14 protein-coding genes and 1 pseudogene are annotated in these 18160 nt (G+C 51.6%); 9 read left to right on the plus strand and 6 right to left on the minus strand.

Annotated elements, in window-relative coordinates:
- Nucleotides 1-126 precede the first annotated feature (126 nt).
- Nucleotides 127-2667: a membrane or secreted protein gene (locus tag EGM51_02600; protein QBG46342.1), complete on the plus strand. Its 2541-nt coding sequence runs from the start codon at nt 127-129 to the stop codon at nt 2665-2667.
- 32 nt (nt 2668-2699) lie between these two features.
- Here EGM51_02600 and EGM51_02605 read toward each other — a convergent pair whose 3' ends face one another.
- The 3 genes from EGM51_02605 to EGM51_02615 form a co-directional block, all read right to left on the minus strand.
- On the minus strand, nt 2700-3260 hold the full coding sequence (locus EGM51_02605; GenBank protein ID QBG46343.1) for a cob(I)yrinic acid a,c-diamide adenosyltransferase: 561 nt from the start codon (nt 3258-3260) through the stop codon (nt 2700-2702).
- An 82-nt stretch (nt 3261-3342) separates the two neighbouring features.
- The gene (locus tag EGM51_02610; GenBank protein QBG46344.1) at nt 3343-3792 is read right to left on the minus strand and encodes a DUF1456 family protein; all 450 of its coding nucleotides are present in this window, start codon (nt 3790-3792) and stop codon (nt 3343-3345) included.
- A complete protein-coding gene (locus EGM51_02615) occupies nt 3779-4846 on the minus strand; it encodes a fatty acid desaturase (protein ID QBG46345.1) in 1068 nt (355 codons plus the stop codon). Before EGM51_02615 ends, EGM51_02610 begins: the two co-directional genes overlap by 14 nt.
- Nucleotides 4847-5031: 185 nt before the next feature.
- On the opposite strand from EGM51_02615, the gene EGM51_02620 reads away from it, so the two are divergent.
- The 6 genes and pseudogenes from EGM51_02620 to EGM51_02645 all read left to right on the plus strand — a co-directional run bounded on the left by EGM51_02620 (nt 5032) and on the right by EGM51_02645 (nt 8997).
- Entirely contained in the window at nt 5032-6375 is a 1344-nt protein-coding gene (locus tag EGM51_02620; GenBank protein ID QBG46346.1) for a signal recognition particle protein, read from the plus strand.
- A 47-nt stretch (nt 6376-6422) separates the two neighbouring features.
- On the plus strand, nt 6423-6782 hold the full coding sequence (locus EGM51_02625; protein QBG46347.1) for a 30S ribosomal protein S16: 360 nt from the start codon (nt 6423-6425) through the stop codon (nt 6780-6782).
- On the plus strand, nt 6782-7012 hold the full coding sequence (locus EGM51_02630) for a KH domain-containing protein (GenBank protein QBG46348.1): 231 nt from the start codon (nt 6782-6784) through the stop codon (nt 7010-7012). The genes EGM51_02625 and EGM51_02630 overlap by 1 nt, the downstream gene beginning before the upstream one ends.
- A gap of 141 nt (nt 7013-7153) precedes the next feature.
- A pseudogene (trmD, locus tag EGM51_02635) lies at nt 7154-7869 on the plus strand (tRNA (guanosine(37)-N1)-methyltransferase TrmD).
- Nucleotides 7870-7932: 63 nt separating this feature from the next.
- On the plus strand, nt 7933-8280 hold the full coding sequence (locus tag EGM51_02640) for a 50S ribosomal protein L19 (GenBank protein ID QBG46349.1): 348 nt from the start codon (nt 7933-7935) through the stop codon (nt 8278-8280).
- Between the two features lie 69 nt (nt 8281-8349).
- Complete coding sequence (locus EGM51_02645; protein ID QBG49227.1) at nt 8350-8997, plus strand: ribonuclease HII; 648 nt, start codon at nt 8350-8352, stop codon at nt 8995-8997.
- Here EGM51_02645 and ybeY read toward each other — a convergent pair.
- The 3 genes from ybeY to EGM51_02660 are packed head-to-tail and all read right to left on the minus strand — an operon-like array spanning nt 8986 to nt 12655.
- Nucleotides 8986-9447: an rRNA maturation RNase YbeY gene (gene ybeY / locus EGM51_02650; protein ID QBG46350.1), complete on the minus strand. Its 462-nt coding sequence runs from the start codon at nt 9445-9447 to the stop codon at nt 8986-8988. The genes EGM51_02645 and ybeY overlap by 12 nt on opposite strands.
- Nucleotides 9377-11683 carry an HDIG domain-containing protein gene (locus tag EGM51_02655; protein QBG46351.1) on the minus strand — a complete coding sequence of 769 codons (2307 nt, stop codon included), beginning with the start codon at nt 11681-11683 and terminating at the stop codon, nt 9377-9379. The genes ybeY and EGM51_02655 overlap by 71 nt, the downstream gene beginning before the upstream one ends.
- A gap of 21 nt (nt 11684-11704) precedes the next feature.
- Nucleotides 11705-12655, minus strand: coding sequence for a PhoH family protein (locus EGM51_02660; GenBank protein ID QBG46352.1), 951 nt, complete (start codon nt 12653-12655; stop codon nt 11705-11707).
- A 258-nt stretch (nt 12656-12913) separates the two neighbouring features.
- Between EGM51_02660 and EGM51_02665 the strand changes: the two genes are divergently transcribed.
- Nucleotides 12914-14260, plus strand: a complete 1347-nt coding sequence (locus EGM51_02665; protein ID QBG46353.1) for a PEGA domain-containing protein — start codon at nt 12914-12916, stop codon at nt 14258-14260.
- Nucleotides 14261-14522: 262 nt separating this feature from the next.
- Nucleotides 14523-18047 carry a pyruvate:ferredoxin (flavodoxin) oxidoreductase gene (nifJ, locus tag EGM51_02670; GenBank protein ID QBG46354.1) on the plus strand — a complete coding sequence of 1175 codons (3525 nt, stop codon included), beginning with the start codon at nt 14523-14525 and terminating at the stop codon, nt 18045-18047.
- The last annotated feature ends 113 nt before the right edge of the window (nt 18048-18160 follow it).

Raw genomic sequence — 18160 nt, forward strand, 5'->3', positions numbered from 1 at the left:
TGCGAACGGAGGGCGGAGTCCCCGGCGCAATGTGCCTATCAGTCGTATATAATTGACGCAAACCCCGATATTTTTATTGCCGGCGATTCTGCATGTTGATGGGTGAGTATAACGGAGGTGTTGCGGATGCGTTTGTATGGATTCTTTTTGCTGTGGTTGAGTGTGTGTGCGGGAACTGCCGTTCCGGCATCCACTTATGTTGACCATCAGGGAGTGATGCGCTGGACGGAGACGCAGGAGGAAGTCTGTGTGTTCGGGGTCAATTATGCGCCGCCGTTTGCCTATTGGGAAATGCGTCAGCCGATTGGTTATGACCAGCACCGGGCGATTGATGAGGATGTGTATCACATTGCCCGACTTGGAATTGATGGTTATCGCGTACACGTCTGGCCGTCTTATATCAGCGATGAAGAGGGGAAACTGATTTATAATGAACACTTTGAGTTATTTGACTATCTGCTGTTCAGGCTGAAAGAACGCGGGATTAAACTTTTCATTACACCGATGTATCTGTCCGGGACGCATGGAGGGTTTCCGAAAAAATTCGGGGGGAAGATCGGCTGTCTGTCGAATCCCGAAGCTTTTCCGGTGCAGGAAAATTATCTGGCCCGGTTTGTGGCACATGTGAATCCGTATACCGGGGTGGCGTATCAGGATGATCCCGATATTCTCGGGTTTGAGATTGTCAACGAGCCGGCACACTGGAAACGACCGGATTTGACGGAGGAGTATATTGACCGGATGGTTGAGGCCATCCGGTCGGCCGGATGTGAAAAACCGCTGTTTTACAATATGACCACCAGTGCCGCGCAGATTGACGAAATTCTCAAAGGGAAAATCAACGGTGGTACATTTCAGTGGTACCCGACCGGACTGACGTCCAATCATGATCTGAAAGGGAATCTGCTGCCGAATGTGGATCGTTACGTCATTCCGTTTGCGGACCGGCTTGAGGGGCTGGCAAAATTTGTGTATGAATTCAGTCCTGCCGATGTCGGGGCATCGTCGCATCTGTATCCGGCGATGGCGCGCAGCTTCCGTGAGGCGGGGTTTCAGTTTGCGGCGCAATTTGCCTATGATCCGATGCATGCGGCGTACTGCAATGTGGCGTATCGTACTCATTTTCTGAATCTGGCCTATACCCCGAAAAAGGCCATCGGTATGCTGATTGCTTCGGAGGCCTTTCATGCGGTTCCTCGCAATCGGAGTTACGGGCGTTATCCGCAGAATAACCGTTTTGAAGCGTTTCGTCTGAGTTATCCGGATGATCTTGCGGAGCTGGTGACGGACAAAAAGTTTCTTTATTCCAATGATACCGAAACCGAACCGCCGAAGCCGGAATTACTGGAAAAGGTGGCCGGAACCGGTTGTTCTCCTGTGGTGGAGTATGATGGAACCGGAGCCTATTTTTTCGATAAACTGAGTGACGGCGTGTGGCGAATGGAAATCATGCCGGATGCCGTCTGGTTGGAAGATCCGTTTTTTGTTCCGTATATTCAGCGTGAAGTGGCGGTTACTGTATGGAATGAACGGACGGTGAAGCTTTCGCTTCCGGATCTGGGCGGGCGGTTTTCGGTCTGCGGTCTGAATGAGGGGAATACAATGCTGAAAACGGTGGAAAACGGTACGTTTTCTGTTGAGCCGGGGAGTTATCTGCTGGTTGGAAATGGTGTGACGACCGATTGGGATGCGGACGATCGCTGGCAGAATATCCGGCTTGGAGAATTCCATGCTCCGCAACAACGGCAGGTTCAGAGTACGGTGCTGCATACCCCGCCGGTGACCACGGAGGCCGGAACGGCGCTTCCGATCTCCGCCCGGGTGATTACGGCGAAACCGCCGGAAGCGGTGGAGTTACTGATGTATGAGGTCGGACGTTCGGCCCATCGTTTTCCTATGCAAAAGATTCGCGGATTTGAATATGAAGTGAAGCTGCCTGCCGATTTGTTGAAAAATCCCGGCGTTCTTCGATATTACATCTGTGTGAAAGAGGGGGAGAATTGGCAGACATTTCCATCGGGAACGGTGGGTGGATTTCCGATGGAGCGTAGAATTTATCAGGGCGATCGACGGATCGATAAAGCATCGTATACGCTCCGTGTTGTTGGAAAGGATTCGCCGGTTTGTCTTTTTGATGCTGAACGCGACTGGCATGAAATGACCAAGGCGCACCGTCAGCACCGGTTTGATCTTTATCCGGCACCGGTTCCGGGAAAAAGTCTGATTAAGCTGAATGTTCAGGGGAAAAAGTCTGAAGAGCAGGATCTTTCTGTGCGTATGTACTGTCGTCCGCATTTGCGGAACCGGCTGAAATCGCTTGGATTCCAGGAGACTCTTGCGCTTTATGGCCGAGCATTGAATGACCGGCCGTGTACGGTTCAGCTGGCACTGTTGATGGAGGATGGTTCCTGCTACGGAGCGACAATGACCGTTTTTCCTGAATGCGGAACATACCGATTGCCGCTGTCCGATTTGAAGCCGGTGAAAACGGTGCTGTTGCCGCGGGCGTATCCGTCCTTTCAGCGCTACTGGTTTGAGCTGGAAAAAAGCCCCGGATTGGATCTGGCGAAGGTGGAAAGTATTCAGCTGTCGATCCGTCCCGGCCCGGAGGAAAAGGCGCTTTCATCCGGGAGCGGAGTGGCCGTTGGCTGGATAACGGTCGAATAAAGCGTATTTTCCGGTTGGAATTCCAAAGAGACTCAGCGTCGTGCTGTTTTCGGGTTTTCCCAGATTTCGTCGGAAATGCCGTCGAGTTTGGAAGCATAGCGCGCGAGAACAAAGAGGGTGTCGGACAGCCGGTTGAAATAAGCGAGCAGGGTGGGATTAACGTCGGTGGTTTCGCGCAGGGTGACGAGCCGGCGTTCCACTTTGCGTGATGCAGCGCGGGCGACGTGCAGATGGGCAGACGCTTTTCCGCCTGCGGGCAGAATGAAGTGGGTCAACGGTTCAAGTTGTTCCTCTGTGGTGTCGATCAGTTCCTCCAGTTCGGTGATGTTGTCATCGGAGATAAAGGGTAGTCGTTGGTCCAGGCCGACGTTGGTGACTTCGGACCCGGCGACCAGCAGGAGACTCTGAAATTTTCTGAGGATTTCATTAAGTTGAGTGTCGGCAATATAGGCGCGGGCCAGACCGATGGCGGAATTACATTCGTCAATGGAACCCTGCACTTCCATCTGCGGATCGTTTTTCGGTACGCGGGTTCCGTCAAAACGTCCGGTTTCTCCTTTATCTCCGGTTTTGGTGAAAATCTTCGGCATCATCTTTCTCCAGTTTTAACGTTCGGAATGTTGACCTCAGAGAGTATGGCGAACGCAGAATTTTTAAATCAAATATGAAAAGGAATTAAACACTCAGGCCGTGGATAAATTTTCGCAGAACCTGCTCCGGAACTTTGCGGTAGTTGCGGTGTCCTTTTTTACGGAAAAAAGAGCCGAGTTCGGCTTTGGTAACATTGAAACCGGCTTTCTTAAAAACCGCGAGTACACCCTCTTCTTTGAGTTCGAGGGCAATACGCAGTTTTTTCAGAATTTCGTTGTTGGAGAGAAATTCCTGTGGTTCGGGAGCTTCTCCGGAAGGCCGGGGGCCGCGGTTTTTAATGATAAGGCCGTCAAGAAAGCGACACAGATCGATATCGCTGAGTGCACTGTGGCCTGATTCATCTTCGCGTTTCAGCCAGTTTGTCACTTCATCAGCCGCTGTGGGCCGGCCGGTGAGGGCGATGGTTTCCGCGACGTCGGTGTCGCTGATATTAAACGCATAACGTAAACGACGAAGCGTATCATTGTTGGTCATGGTCCTGGGCTTTCTTGCGGCGGGCCTTGCGAATCAGCTTCATGGCTTTGAAGCTGATCAGTTTTCTGGACTCTTCATCCCAGAGATGGATGCGTAGCGATTTGAGACTTTTTCGCACACCGAGCGGTTCGATGTGCTGGAGCTTTTGGATTTCATCGTGGCAGGGCTGCAGATTGTAGTTCGGGATGGAGGGGTTCAGATGGTGGATATGGTGCAGGCCGATGTTGCCGGTGATCCATTGAGCCACCTTGGGCAGTTTATAGTATGAGCTGCCTTCCAGCGCGGCTTTAACGGAATCGCGGACATCGTTGCGGTCCCAGTAGACCTCTTCGTATTGGTGTTGTACGTAAAAAAGCCAGACGCCGAGTGTGGCGGCAATGATGGTGATCGGCAGGTAGATCCACAGGAAGGTGGTATAACCGATCGTCATGCCGGCGGTCAGAAATATCAGCAGCATGGTGAGGTTGGTAATGTAGACGCTCATCCGGCCTTTGTGCTGGATCCCTTTCTGAGAAAACCGATGGAGGATCAGAAAAACATAGGATGGGCCGACGCCCAGCAGAAAAAACGGATTGCGGAAAATCCGGTAGATGATCCGCTTTATTTTCGGGGCTTCGATATATTCATCAACCGTCAGGGTCCAGACATCACCGACGCCCCGTTTGTCCAGATTGCCGGCGGTGGCATGATGGCGGATATGGGCTTTCCCCCAATCTTTGAACGGAGTGGAGCAGAGTATGCCGGTTATATAACCCACCAGGGTGTTGGCCCAGTTGGATTTAAAGTAGGAGGAATGACAGCAGTCGTGGAAGATAATGAATATCCGAACGAGCAGCGGTCCGGCGATCAGGATAGCCAGAATGCCGACCCAAAGCGGCAATGCGGTAGTGAAGGCGGCAATGGCCAGCGCCCAGAGCAGGGCGTAGGGGATCAGGGTGTTAATCATCTGCCAGGCGGCTTTTTTCCGGCTGGGTGTGGTGTATTTGAGAATAATTTTATTCAGTTGCTGTCGGGTGACAGGCTCTTTGGATTGCTGTTCGGTCATGGTGTTCATTCTTGGATAAAACCTCCGATCTGTTTAGTTACAGATAAAAGATTCTGTTCAATCTTTAATCTACATGAACGAGTGTATCTGGCGAGCTAATAATGAGAAGTGGTTGAAACGTTTTTGGTTTTGCCTCCGGAGGGGCATTCCGCTTAACTCCGGGCTTCGAATAAACCTAACGAAACAGATTCCCTATGTTTGAAAATTTAAGCTCTGCATTGCAGAAGACATTCAAGGATTTACGCGGCTACGGCAAACTGACGGAGAAAAATGTCAGGGACTCGATGCGCGAGGTGCGTATGGCTCTGCTTGAAGCGGACGTCAATTTTAAAGTGGCGCGTGATTTTGTTAAAAAAGTCCAGGAAGAGTGCATGGGCGAGGAGGTGATGGGCAGCATTACGCCCGGTCAGCTCGTCGTTAAACGTGTGCAGGATCATCTCGAAGAACTGCTTGGTGGAGCACACAAGGAATTTGACCTCACCGGAAACCCGGCGTCGGTGATGATGATGGGACTGCATGGTTCCGGTAAAACGACGTCTTCCGGTAAACTGGCTCTACGCTGGAAAAAATCAGGTCGACGTGTTCTGCTGGTGGCCTGCGATATCCGGCGCCCGGCTGCGGTGGAGCAGCTTATGATTCTGGCAGGGCAGGTGGGGTGCGATGTGATCGGTCCCGAGCCGGGCGAAACGGTCCCCGTGCTGGGGAAACGTGCGGCGCAGTATGCCAAAGACCATAAATATGATGTGGTGATTTATGATACCGGCGGCCGGTTCCAGGTGGATGATGAGCTGGTGCAGGAACTGAAGGAATTCAGTGAAAATACTCAGCCGAAAAACCGGGTGCTGGTGCTTGATGCCGCCATTGGTCAGGAATCGGTGAATGTGGCGGAAACCTTCCGTGATGCCGTGGGGCTGACCGGCCTGATTCTGACCAAGCTGGATGGTGATGCGCGCGGCGGTGCGGCACTTTCGGTTCATGCAGTGACGGGCTGCCCGATTCTGATGACCGGTTCCGGTGAAAAAATGGAGGATCTGGAGCCGTTTTATCCGGACCGCATGGCTTCACGTATCCTGGGTATGGGCGATGTCGTCAGTTTTGTGGAGAAAGCACAGGGCGTTATCGATGAAAAAGAAGCGCTGAAAATGCAGGAGAAGCTGGCGAAAAACCAGATGGACCTGGAGGATTTCCTTAGCCAGATTCAGCAGATGAAAAAACTGGGTTCGATGAGCAGTATTTTCGATATGATGCCGGGCGACGCTCTGAAGATGGACCAGAAGAAAAAAGAGGCCATTGCCGCAGCTTCCGAACAGGAAATGAAAAAGTTTGAATCGATCATTCAGAGCATGACGCCGTGGGAGCGGCGTAATCCGAAGAAGATCGATCGTTCCCGCCGTATGCGCATTGCGGCGGGTTGCGGCCGCAAGTTCCAAGATGTCAACCAGTTGCTTAAGCGGTTTGAGCAAATGGGTAAAATGGGCAAGCAGTTCAAAAAGATGGAAAAAAGGTTGCGGCACCTGAAGAAGTTCACTACAAAGTAGCCCCTTTATCCGGAAAACCGGGTTAATTTTCTTAGGAGAGATAATAAATGGCAGTGAAAATTCGACTTCGCAGAATGGGCAACCGTAATGCTGCATTCTATCGTGTAATTGTTCAGGATGGTCGCTATGCACCGACCGGTCGTTTCATTGAAACGCTGGGATGGTACGATCCGAAGCAGGAAGGTAACAACTTCTCGCTGAACATCGATCGTGTAAATTACTGGCTTGAAAACGGTGCGCAACCTTCTGATACCGCCGCGAGTCTGATCAAAAAAGCGGAAGCGCTTCCGGTTGAAAAAGCAGTCTCCGGTGAAGTGACCGAAGAGGAAGTTCCGGCAGCAGCCGTTGAAGCGGAAGAAACTTCAGAAGAAGCGCCTGTCGCTGAAGAAGCAGAAAAAACTGAGTAATGAAGCAGATTCTTGAAACCATCGCCAAATCGCTGGTCGATGCGCCGAATGAGGTGCAGATCACGGAAATTGACGGCGAAAAGACCCTGATCTTCGAGCTGCGTTGCAACGCGAAGGACGTGGGTAAGATTATCGGAAAAAGCGGCAAGACGGTAGGTGCTATGCGCACGATACTCAATTCCATGGCTGCCAAGCAGGGGCGGAAAGCCATGCTCGAAGTGGTTGATTAGGATTCTTCCGATGTTTGGAAGTTCAGAAGGGCGTTCTCTCCGGACGCTCTTTTTTTTATGTGTATCGGATGGTGAAAAAGGAGCAGGTGACTCACGGATCTTGATTGCCGGTCTTCTTTCGGTGTATTCAGGAGCTTAAATATGTGTGATGTACTTAAAATTGATGTGATTACGCTGTTTCCGGGCATGCTGAAAGGTTTTCTCGAGGAGAGCATGATGAAGCGGGCGGCGAAAGCCGGGCTTGTGGAGTTCAGTATTATCAATCCGCGTGATTTTGCGGCCGATAAGCATAATACGACCGATGACCGTCCGTTCGGCGGCGGTCCCGGTATGGTTATGAAATGTGAGCCGCTTTTTGCCGCTGTCGAATCGGTGAAAACGCCGAAAAGCCGCGTAATTTTTATGACTCCCTCCGGCACGCCGTTTAAACAGACTGACGCTGAACGGATTTCCAGGGAATGGACACATCTTATTTTCATCTGCGGACATTATGAGGGTGTGGACCAGCGGGTGATTGATGCGCTCGTGGATGAGGAAATTTCCATTGGGGATTATGTGCTGACCAACGGTGCGTTGTCGGCGGTGGTGGTGATTGATGCAGTGGTCCGGCTGCTGCCCGGAGCCCTGGGGGCCGGCGAGATCGCAACCAAAGATGAATCGTTTTCGTCGGGCCTGCTGGAATATCCGCAATATACCCGCCCCCCGAGTTCCGAGGAATGGAGGTGCCGGAAATCCTCTTTTCCGGTGACCATCGGAAAATTGAGCAATGGCGCCGTAAGCAGGCGCTGAAACGTACAGAAGAACGCCGGCCGGATTTGTTGACACCTGCAAAGGAAAATGACGAAAACAACACTTGACCGGACCGTCCAGTCATATATTATCTGGCGCTCTTTGAATAAATCCAGAAGTGAGAGAGTTTTATGAACACTGTAGAAAAAATTAGCCGGGAACAGGCTAAACAGGATCGTTTTCCGAATTTCCAGATCGGTGACACCATTAAGGTTCACTATAAGATTAAAGAAGGCGATAAAGAGCGTATTCAGGTATATGCCGGCACCGTTATTGCCCGTAAAGGCAGTGGCGTTATGGAATCGATCACCGTTCGTCGTGTTTCCTACGGAGAAGGTGTTGAACGTATTTTCCCGCTGAACAGCCCGAATATCGATAAAATTGAAATCGATCGTCACGGTAAAGTGCGTCGTGCAAAGCTGTACTACCTGCGGGATCTCGCCGGTAAGAAAGCCCGCATTAAAGAACGCCGTGTCTAATCATTTCCGATTCCTGGTTGCCGGTTTCGGGTTTACTGAAAACCGGCTGTCTGTAATCTGAAATCGATGATGAATCATCCCGATGTTCTGCTTTATGAAGAAGAAGCCTGGGCGTCGGGTTTTCTGCGTCTTGCCGGTATTGATGAGGCAGGTCGCGGTCCGTTAGCCGGGCCGGTCGTTGCTGCTGCGGTTATTTTTGATCCGGACTATATCCGGGCTGAACTGGTTTCAACTTTTGGGAAACTGACCGACTCCAAAGCGATGCCGGAAAAACGGCGCGAGGAATTTTTCCGGATCCTGGAAAGTTGCGATCATGTCCGAATCGGTGTCGGTATTATTGAGCCGGCCGAGATCGATGAAATCAATATCCTGCAAGCCACCCATAAAGCGATGGGACTCGCGGCCGCTCAGGTGGAGGCCGATTTCGCGTTGGTGGATGGATTGCCGGTTAAAGGGCTGCCCTGTGAACACAGATCAATCGTTAAAGGCGATGCGCTTTCCATTTCCATCTCTGCTGCCAGCATTATTGCGAAAGTGACGCGAGATCGCATGATGGTTGCATTGGATGAAGTGTATCCTGAGTATGGATTTGCCGGCCACAAGGGATACGGAACGAAAAAACATCTCGAAGCTCTGCAGAAATACGGCGCAACGCCGGTACACCGGCAGTCCTTCCGTCCTGTAGCGGAACTGAGGCAGGGTGAGTTATTCGAATAGGTTGCTGAGGGCTTCCGTTCCTATTTCTTCAAGCCATGCGGTTTCGGTATCCAGCATGGCTTTTTTCTTTTCCGGCGTATCGTCTTCGGCGCCGGAGAGGTGATCAAAGCCGTGGGCAATGTAGAGAGCGAGCTCGTAGTCGGCTCCTTTTTCTTCTGAACCGCGCTGCACGGCCCGGTCGACATTGACAATCAGGTCGCCGGTATAGCCTTCGTCTTCACCGGGAACCGGGTCGTAGCGGAAGCTGATGACGTCGGTGGGGCGTTCCTTGCCAAAGTATTCTTTGTTGGCCGGAACAATGCCTTCATCGTCGGTCAGCACCACGCAGACTTCATTCCATGGATTGGATGTGCGCGGTTCCAGCCGTTCTGCGAGCCACTCAGCCAGCTTTTGAATTTTTTCCGGATTCAGTGGATGGTTTGTCTGTTGATTTAGCAGTGTTATTGTCATCGTCTTTAGGATAGGGGATTCGGCCGTGAAGCATGTTGGATAGTGAAAAGATAAAGGACTGTTTCACTACATTGATCTGCGCTATAGTTAAATTTGCAAAGTCCAGCTGTCCATCGCGTATTTTCATGGAGAAGATTTCATCCATCAGATTCGAGATTTTCTGAGGGGTCGGTTTTTCGATGGAGCGGGCGGCGGCTTCGGCGGCATCGGCCAGCGAAAGAATGGCCATTTCCGGGGTGACAGCGGGAGCACCGCCGTAGCGGAAATCGGAGTCGTTGATGACTTCGCTCATGGAGCTTCCGGAGCCTTCTTTGGCGGCCTGTTTGGCTTTGTGGTAGAAGAAGGAGATCAGGCCGTTTCCGTGGTGCTGTTCGATGGCGTCGAGAATCGGCTGCGGCAGTTTGTGGCGTTTGGCCAGCGTAAGTCCTTCTTTTACATGTGATGAGATAACCAGAGCACTCATGTGCGGGGAAAGTTCGTCATGCGGATTTTCCTTGTGCTGGATATTTTCGGTGAAAAATTCCGGTTTGGCCATTTTGCCGATGTCGTGGTAGTAGGCACAGACGCGGATGAGCAGGGAATTGGCACCGATAGCTTCGGCGGCGTTCTGGGCCAGCGTCGCGACCATCAGGGAATGATGATAAGTACCCGGGGCCTGAATCGCCATTTTCTGCAGGAGCGGGTGGCCCATATCCGAGAGTTCGAGCAGGGTAATGTCGGTTGTGATTTTAAAGAGTTTTTCAAACAGCGGAATCAGCAGAAGCGTCATCACCGTGGCGATCAGTCCCGAAATGACGGAGGTGATGATTTCCTTGATCATGACCGGCATATCCGGACGGTTCAGGATGGCGGAGACGAGCACAAACAGCACTTTTACGGCACAGATCCAGATGCCTGCGCGAAACAGGCTGGAGCGTTTATGGATATTCCGCACGCAGCTGGCGGCGGTGATGGTTACAATCATGCCGAGTGCAAAAACATTGAACTGTTCGCCGTAGAGAACAGCGGCGGCAAAGCTGCACCAGAAACCGAGCGTTATGGCAGCGCTTCCGCCAAGCAGAATGCCGGCAAGCAGGACTGCGAGGCCGAAGGGGACGCCATACATGAGTAGGGAGTGGGAAAAGAGGCTGTAGGAGACGGAGAGGTAGGTGAGCAGCCGGGCGAGTCCCAGTGTGATCAGGGAGAGAATGACGAGCAGGAGCACTTTGTCGGGCTGCCGGATGAGTTCGGCATGGGTGGTGCGCAGAATGACGGCCGTGGCAATGAGGCCGGCCAGAAGCATAATACTGTTGCCGAGTACTTCGAGAGCCTGTTCCCAGATATCCTGTTCGGCAATTCGCTGTTTGGTGTGCTCATTTAACAGTAGCAGGGTCTGTTCATTGGCTTTTTCTCCGGCCCTTGCGATTGTTTTGCCGGCGGGGATTTTCTGAATAACGGGAGGGACGAGGTCTGCGGCGGCTTTGCGGGCGGTTTCGGTAGCTTTCCGGTCGTAATGCAGGTTTTCATCAATAAAATACGGGAGTACACGGTTGAGTACTTTCCGCTGGGCGGCATTGTTCAGATTTTCCGTAACGGTCCAGACGGCTGTGCGGGTGGAGTAAATGTCCTGTTGCGCGGCTGTGCGGGTTTGTTTGCTGATGCTGGTGACGATGGTCAGCGTGTTGCCGTTTTTGTTGTTGAAAAGGTTGATGCGGGATTCGTCGGAAATCACACCGACAGACATGACATTCCGTATTCCCCGGGCCGTTTCTTCCTTTAAAACGGGAATGCTGTTTGTGGGGAAGAGGGAAATGAGGTCCTGAAGTTTTGTTTTCGAGCCGGAGAGGACTTCAGTGAGTTCGGCGGAAATCGCGGACTGGCGGTTGGTGTTTGCACTGTGATATGCGGTGAGCAGGTTGAAGAAATTATCGGTATTCTGCACTGCTTCTTCGATGGTGTTTTCCTCGAGAATAAATACACCGGGTACCGCATCGGCTGCGCTCTGTTTGTTGAGTGCGGTTTCGTTCAGATTTTCGCAATAGAAATCGACAACGGCTACGACGGGCGTCGTGATCTCCTGACCCAGGCTGATCATGGGAGTATGGACAACCCCCTGGCCGTAGAAGAGCCAGGTGATACCGAGCCAGAGCAGCAGGCCGAGGCCGATGGATTTATAGGGAATCTCCTGCTTGCGTTTGACTTCAGTCTTGCGCTCGGCAATTCCTTTTTTCTTTTTGTCTTTGAAGCGTTTTTTCACGGCAGTTCTCCGTTAAGGCGGTCAGGCTTTTCGTTTTTTCTGATAGGCCTCGATAACCTTCTGTACAAGCGGGTGACGCACAACGTCACGCTCGGTGAGGTCACAGATTTCCAGTCCCTGAATGTTTCCGAGTATTGAACGGGCCTCTTTCAGGCCGGAAGTTTTATTGCCGGGCAGGTCGATCTGTGTGAGGTCGCCGGTGATGGCGCACCTGGAGTCGAATCCGATACGGGTGAGAAACATGAGCATCTGCTGCGGTGTGGTGTTCTGGGCTTCGTCCAGAATCACAAAGGCGTGGTTGAGAGTTCGCCCGCGCATGTAGGCCAACGGTGCCACTTCAATAATGCCGCGCTCAATATAGGTTTCGATGGACTCGGCCGGAAGCATGTCGTGCAGTGCATCATACAGGGGCCTTAAATAGGGGGCCACTTTCTGCTGAAAATCTCCGGGGAGAAATCCGAGGTTTTCACCGGCCTCGATGGCGGGGCGGGTCAGGATAATCCGGCTGACATCCTCCCGCAGAAGAGCAGAAACGGCCATGGCCATGGCGAGGTAGGTTTTTCCGGTTCCGGCGGGACCGATCCCGAACGTGATGGTGTTCTTCAACATGGTATTGAGATAAATCTGCTGGCCGAGAGTTTTGGGAAATACGGCCGGTTTGCGGGGGCTGACATCTATGCGGATGCTGGCGAGTTTCTCGAATACCTGTTCTTCTCCGCGTGTAAGCGCGTCATAGGCATAGCTGACGGCATGCCGGTCGAGGGGGCCGCGGTTCCGTGCTTCGCGGAGGTGTTCGATGAAGCCGGCAATAAGGGATGCCTGGTGTTCCGGTCCCAGAACGGTTGCATCCAGATCGCGCAGTACCAATTGAAGCTGGTGATCTTTTTCAATGAGGTCGCTGAGCGGTTCTATAACAGCACCGATCTCACGGGCTTCACTGGCATTATTAAAATGTACGGTAGTTGTAGTCATATCATCAGAGGGGTGCGGGCCGGATCACAGTCCGGTGCCTGAAGGGGCGGGATCGAAAACCGGCCTACTCGGCAGGCGGCCATGTTTTTTTTGAAGTCATCGTCGGGAGTTAAGGCGATTTTGTGGATGCCGTCAACCCTATTGGCGGAGTTCCGGAGGGAGGAAAAAGATCTAATTATTTGAAGGGTTGGAATGCTTTCTGCTTAAAAGGCAGACTCTTATTTTTAATGGAAATCAATGAATCAAGGGTAGGGTAAAATGAACCGGAAAACTGCAGTAAAGCTTAGTCTGGCAGTGGGAGCCCTGTTTTCGCTGATGTTATCCGGATGTGCACCTGTGACTCTGTCCAGTGAACCATCCGGGGCCTATGTATATGAAAAAGGCGGAGAAGAGAAAGCTCTGGGAACAACACCGTTTAAGGTGAATCTGGTAGCCAATCAGAAAGAACTGGTGGTTCGAAAGAGCGGTTATTTTTCCAAAACGATTGTTCTTTCTCCAATCGATCCGGAAAACATTACTGTTGAACTGCAGCCTCGTAATAAAGTGCTGCTGCGTTCGAATCCGCCCGGAGCTGATCTGTTCGTGGACGGCAGGCGTGTCGGTCGCACACCATATCGGGTGGATTACAAAAAGCCCTGGAGAAAATTCGAGATCCGTTCGTCCGGTTATGCTTCGCAGGTCTGCACGATCCCGGATGATCCGGAAGGGGATATTGTGGTGGATCTGGTGCGTGATAAGTCACTGATGATTACGAGTAAGCCCAAAAATGCCGCTGTCTATACGGAAGATGGAGAACTGCTTGGGAGAACGCCGCTGGGTGTTCCGGCGGAAGATACACTGGTTCTGGAGCTGCGCAAAGAAGGCTATTATTCCAAAACCTTCACGGTGAATGAGGAAACCGTCAGTCCGTTAGTGGTTGAACTGGAGCGTGAACCGATTGTGATCATCTATACGGAACCTGAAGGGGCCCGGGTTAAACATCGCGGTGTTACACTCGGAGTGACTCCATTCCGGCACTTGGTTGAAGAGGATATGGAAATCGAACTGATGTACGATCGGTACAAAACCACCGAGATCACCATTGCTCCGGATTCACCGCGGGAAGTCCGTGTTGAGCTTGAAAAGGAGCCTTATGTCACGATTAACAGTAATCCGGAGGGCGCTAAACTTTACCGTTCCGGCGGTATTGAACTTATCGGTACTACTCCGGTGGAAGTGCTGGTGAGCAAGGATACTGCATTCGAAATGCACAAACCCGGTTACGATATCAAGCCGTTCACTCTTTCGCCGCAATCCAAAAGCACGGTCACGGTGCCGCTGAAGAAGACGGTCGGTAATGTAGAGAAAATTGTTGAAATCGACAGTGTGCCCAGCGGAGCAAAGGTTTACCGGCCGGGCGGAGCAGAATTTATTGGAACAACGCCGCTTGAGCTGCCGGTACGTGGGGAGCGTACGTTTGAACTGCAGCTCGACGGATTTAAAACCAAGATTGTAACCGTTGCGCCGGATTCGGCAGACAGCGTAACCTTTGCATTGGCTAGGGATGAATCGGCGAGGAATGTCACGGTCAGCGACCCCTTGTTGAATACCCCTTCATCCTTCTAGCCAATGCACTTATCTAAACGAAAAGCCCCGCTTCGGGGCTTTTTTTGTTTGTTTGTGTAAAAAATACTATTGATATTGAGTATAAATAACTGAAACGCAGTGGATTATCGTAAAAATTAGCATCAAAAAAACTTTCAATCGGGCTGTTTTGTGGGATTATCCGTTGATTCTCCGGTTTCGGCCGGGAGCAGAAGTGTGAAATGGGTAATATTTTCGTACTTTTTAAAAACTAGGGATGTTAACAATCAAGGAGTAATCTCACATGAGCAAGAACATGGTTACCATCGATGGTAATACTGCTGCAGCACATATTGCATATGCGTTTTCCGATATAGCGGCTATTTATCCAATCACCCCTTCCTCCAACATGGGAGAGTATTCGGACGAATGGGCAGCACAGGGAAAGAAAAACCTTTTCGGCAAGACAGTGGACGTAGTGGAAATGCAGTCCGAGGCCGGAGCCGCCGGAGCTGTTCATGGATCGCTCAGTGCCGGTGCACTGACCACCACCTTTACAGCATCGCAGGGACTGCTGCTGATGATTCCGAACATGTATAAGATCGCCGGCGAAATGCTTCCGACCGTATTTCACGTGTCTGCCCGTTCGCTTGCCGCGCAGTCGCTCTCCATTTTCGGTGACCATTCCGATGTCATGTCGGTCCGCAACACCGGCTGGGCTATGACCTGCGGAAATTCCATTCAGGAGACGATGGATATGGCCACCATTGCGCATCTGTCGACCCTGAAAGCACAGGTTCCGTTCCTTAACTTTTTTGATGGTTTCCGTACTTCCCATGAGTTGCAGAAAGTCGAAAATATCGAATATGACGATCTTAAAGAACTGGTAGAGCTGGAATACATTGAACGTTTCCGTGCCCGCGCACTGAAACCGGAAAACCCGACCGTGAAAGTTGCGGCGCAGAATCCGGACGTTTATTTCCAGGGACGGGAAACTTCCAATAAATACTACGATGCGATTCCCGAAATCGTTCAGGAATACATGGATAAATTTGCGGCTAAGTTTGGACGCAAATACCATCTGTTCGACTACGTCGGCGCGGCTGACGCTGAAAAAGTGATCATTGCCATGGGCTCTGCCTGTGATACCATTGAGCAGACCATTGAAAAGCTGAATGCCAAAGGCGAAAAGCTGGGCCTCGTCAAAGTGCGCCTCTACCGTCCGTTTTCCGCGAAAGCTTTCGCAGGCTGCATTCCGGAAACTGCGAAAAAAATCATCGTGCTTGACCGTACTAAAGAGCCGGGTGCACTCGGTGAGCCGCTTTACCTCGACGTGGTAGCGGCACTGGAAGGAAAAGGCTGTAAGATCATCGGTGGTCGTTATGGTCTTTCTTCGAAGGAGTTTTCACCGGCTATGGTGAAGGCGGTTTATGATCATGCGGATAACGGTGCATGGCATAATTTCACGGTAGGTATCCATGACGACGTCACCAATCTGTCCATTCCGGTCGGCGAAGAGCTGAATATCGAGCCGGAGGACGTGAAGTCTGCGGTCTTCTGGGGCTTCGGATCTGACGGAACCGTCGGTGCATGTAAAAACACCATTAAAATTATCGGCGACAACACCGATATGACGGCTCAGGCTTATTTTGTGTATGACTCGAAGAAATCGGGCGGCGTGACCACCTCTCATCTGCGCTTCGGTGAAAGTTCGGTCAACTATCCGTATCTCATTCAGAATGCCGGATATGTGGCCTGTCATAATGTATCCTACATCGGCCGCTATGACATGCTCGGTGCACTGGCTGAAGGTGGAACATTTGTGCTGAACTCGGAAATTCCGACGTCGGAAGTTTTCAACCACCTCACGAGGGAAGAGCAGCAGATCATCATCGACCGCAAGATCAACTTCTATAACGTGAATGCACTGAAGATTGCTTTGGAAGTCGGTCTTGGATTCCGGATCAACACGGTCATGCAGACGGTATACTTCAAACTCTCCGGTGTTCTTCCGGAAGATGAAGCTATTCAGCTCATTAAGGACTATGTCAAAAAGACTTTCGAACGTAAGGGAATGGACATTGTTGAAATGAACTGGAAGGCAATCGATGCTGCGGCTGCTGCCATCGAAAAAGTAGAGGTTCCGTCTGAAATCACTGAGTCTTATGTGCTGCCGGACCTCATTCCTGCTGATGCATCCGACTTCACGAAAGACGTTATTCTGCCGACCATGCAGCAGAAGGGGGACAGCATTCCGGTTTCGAAGATGACCTTCGACGGAACGCTTCCGACCGGTACCACCAAGCTGGAAAAACGCGGGATCGGCCCGCGTGTTCCGAAATGGATCAGCGACAACTGCATTCAGTGTAACCAGTGTGTCATGGCCTGTCCGCATGCCGTGATCCGCGCCAAGCAGATTGTTCCGGCTGAGCTTGAACATGCACCGGAAACCTTCAAGACGGTTAAGTCCAAAACGAAAAACGAAAATGATCTGGAATACAAGATTCAGGTCTATATCGAAGACTGCACCGGTTGCGGGGTCTGTGTGGAAACCTGCCCGGCAAAAAACAAAGCGCTGGAATTCACCACTCTCGACGACGAGCGGGCCGCCGGCGAAGTGGAAAACACCACGTTCTTCGAAAATCTGCCGGACAACAACCTTGAAGGTGTCAAGGTTGATACCGTTAAAGGCATGCAGATGAAGAAGCCGCTGTTCGAATTCTCCGGGGCCTGTGCCGGTTGCGGCGAAACTCCGTATGTGAAGCTGGTTTCGCTGGTTTGCGGTGAACATATGATTACCGCAAACGCCACCGGTTGTTCCTCGATTTACGGAGGAACATTCCCGACGATTCCATACTGCACCAACAAAGACGGCCGCGGACCTTCCTGGGCGAACTCGCTCTTTGAAGATAATGCGGAATACGGTCTCGGTTTCCGGATTGCGGTGGACAATAACAGGGCACTGCTTCGCAATGCCGTTGCTGCACTGTTGGAAGTCGGTACTACGGCTGATCTTAAAGCTGCGCTGGAAAAAGCAGTGGAAATCTGCAAGGACAATGTGATTACTGACGAAGCTATTGCCGCGCAGAATGCTGTAAAAATGCTGCTCGACAGTGCCATGGCTGAAGCTTCTGCTGAAGCGGCCCCGCTGATTCGTAAAATCAAGGAGCTCGAAGATTACTTTGTAGATAAAGCTGTCTGGATTTTTGGTGGTGACGGCTGGGCCTACGATATCGGATACGGCGGTCTCGACCATGTTGTGGCTTCCGGCAAGAATGTAAATATTCTCGTGCTGGATACTGAAGTGTACTCCAATACCGGCGGTCAGGCCTCCAAGTCCACGCCGATCGGTGCGGTGGCCAAGTTCGCTACTGGTGGCAAACGCGCCGGTAAGAAGAATCTCGGGTTCATGTGCATGAGCTACGGTACGGTTTACGTTGCTCAGATCTCCATGGGTGCCAATCGCGTTCAGACACAGAAAGCCATTCAGGAAGCTGTTGCCTATGATGGACCGTCCATCATCATTGCCTACGCTCCGTGTATTGCACACGGCATCGATATGATGAAGACGCAGACCATTGCGAAGGAAGCGGTTGAATGTGGTTACTGGCCGCTCTATCGCTACAACCCGGAAGCCGAAGAGGGGTCCCGGTTCATCTGGGATGCACGTCCGCCGAAAGGTGATTTCCAGGAATTCATCCGTAATGAACGCCGTTACACGACGCTGCTCAAAACGGCGCCGAATGAAGCGGAAGAACTGTTCTCTCTGGCAGAAAAAGATGCGAAGAGACGCTGGGACTTCATGCAGGCCGTTGGCCCGATGATGTAACCTCCATATCCGGATTAAGGAAAGCCCGCCCTCGACGGCGGGCTTTTTTTGGGGCCCTTCCTGTGACGCTGATCCGGACGATCTGGATTATATCGTTAATGTTCCTGGGGTGT

It is taken from the genome of Verrucomicrobia bacterium S94 (genome assembly GCA_004299845.1).
GTDB lineage: Bacteria > Verrucomicrobiota > Kiritimatiellia > Kiritimatiellales > Pontiellaceae > Pontiella.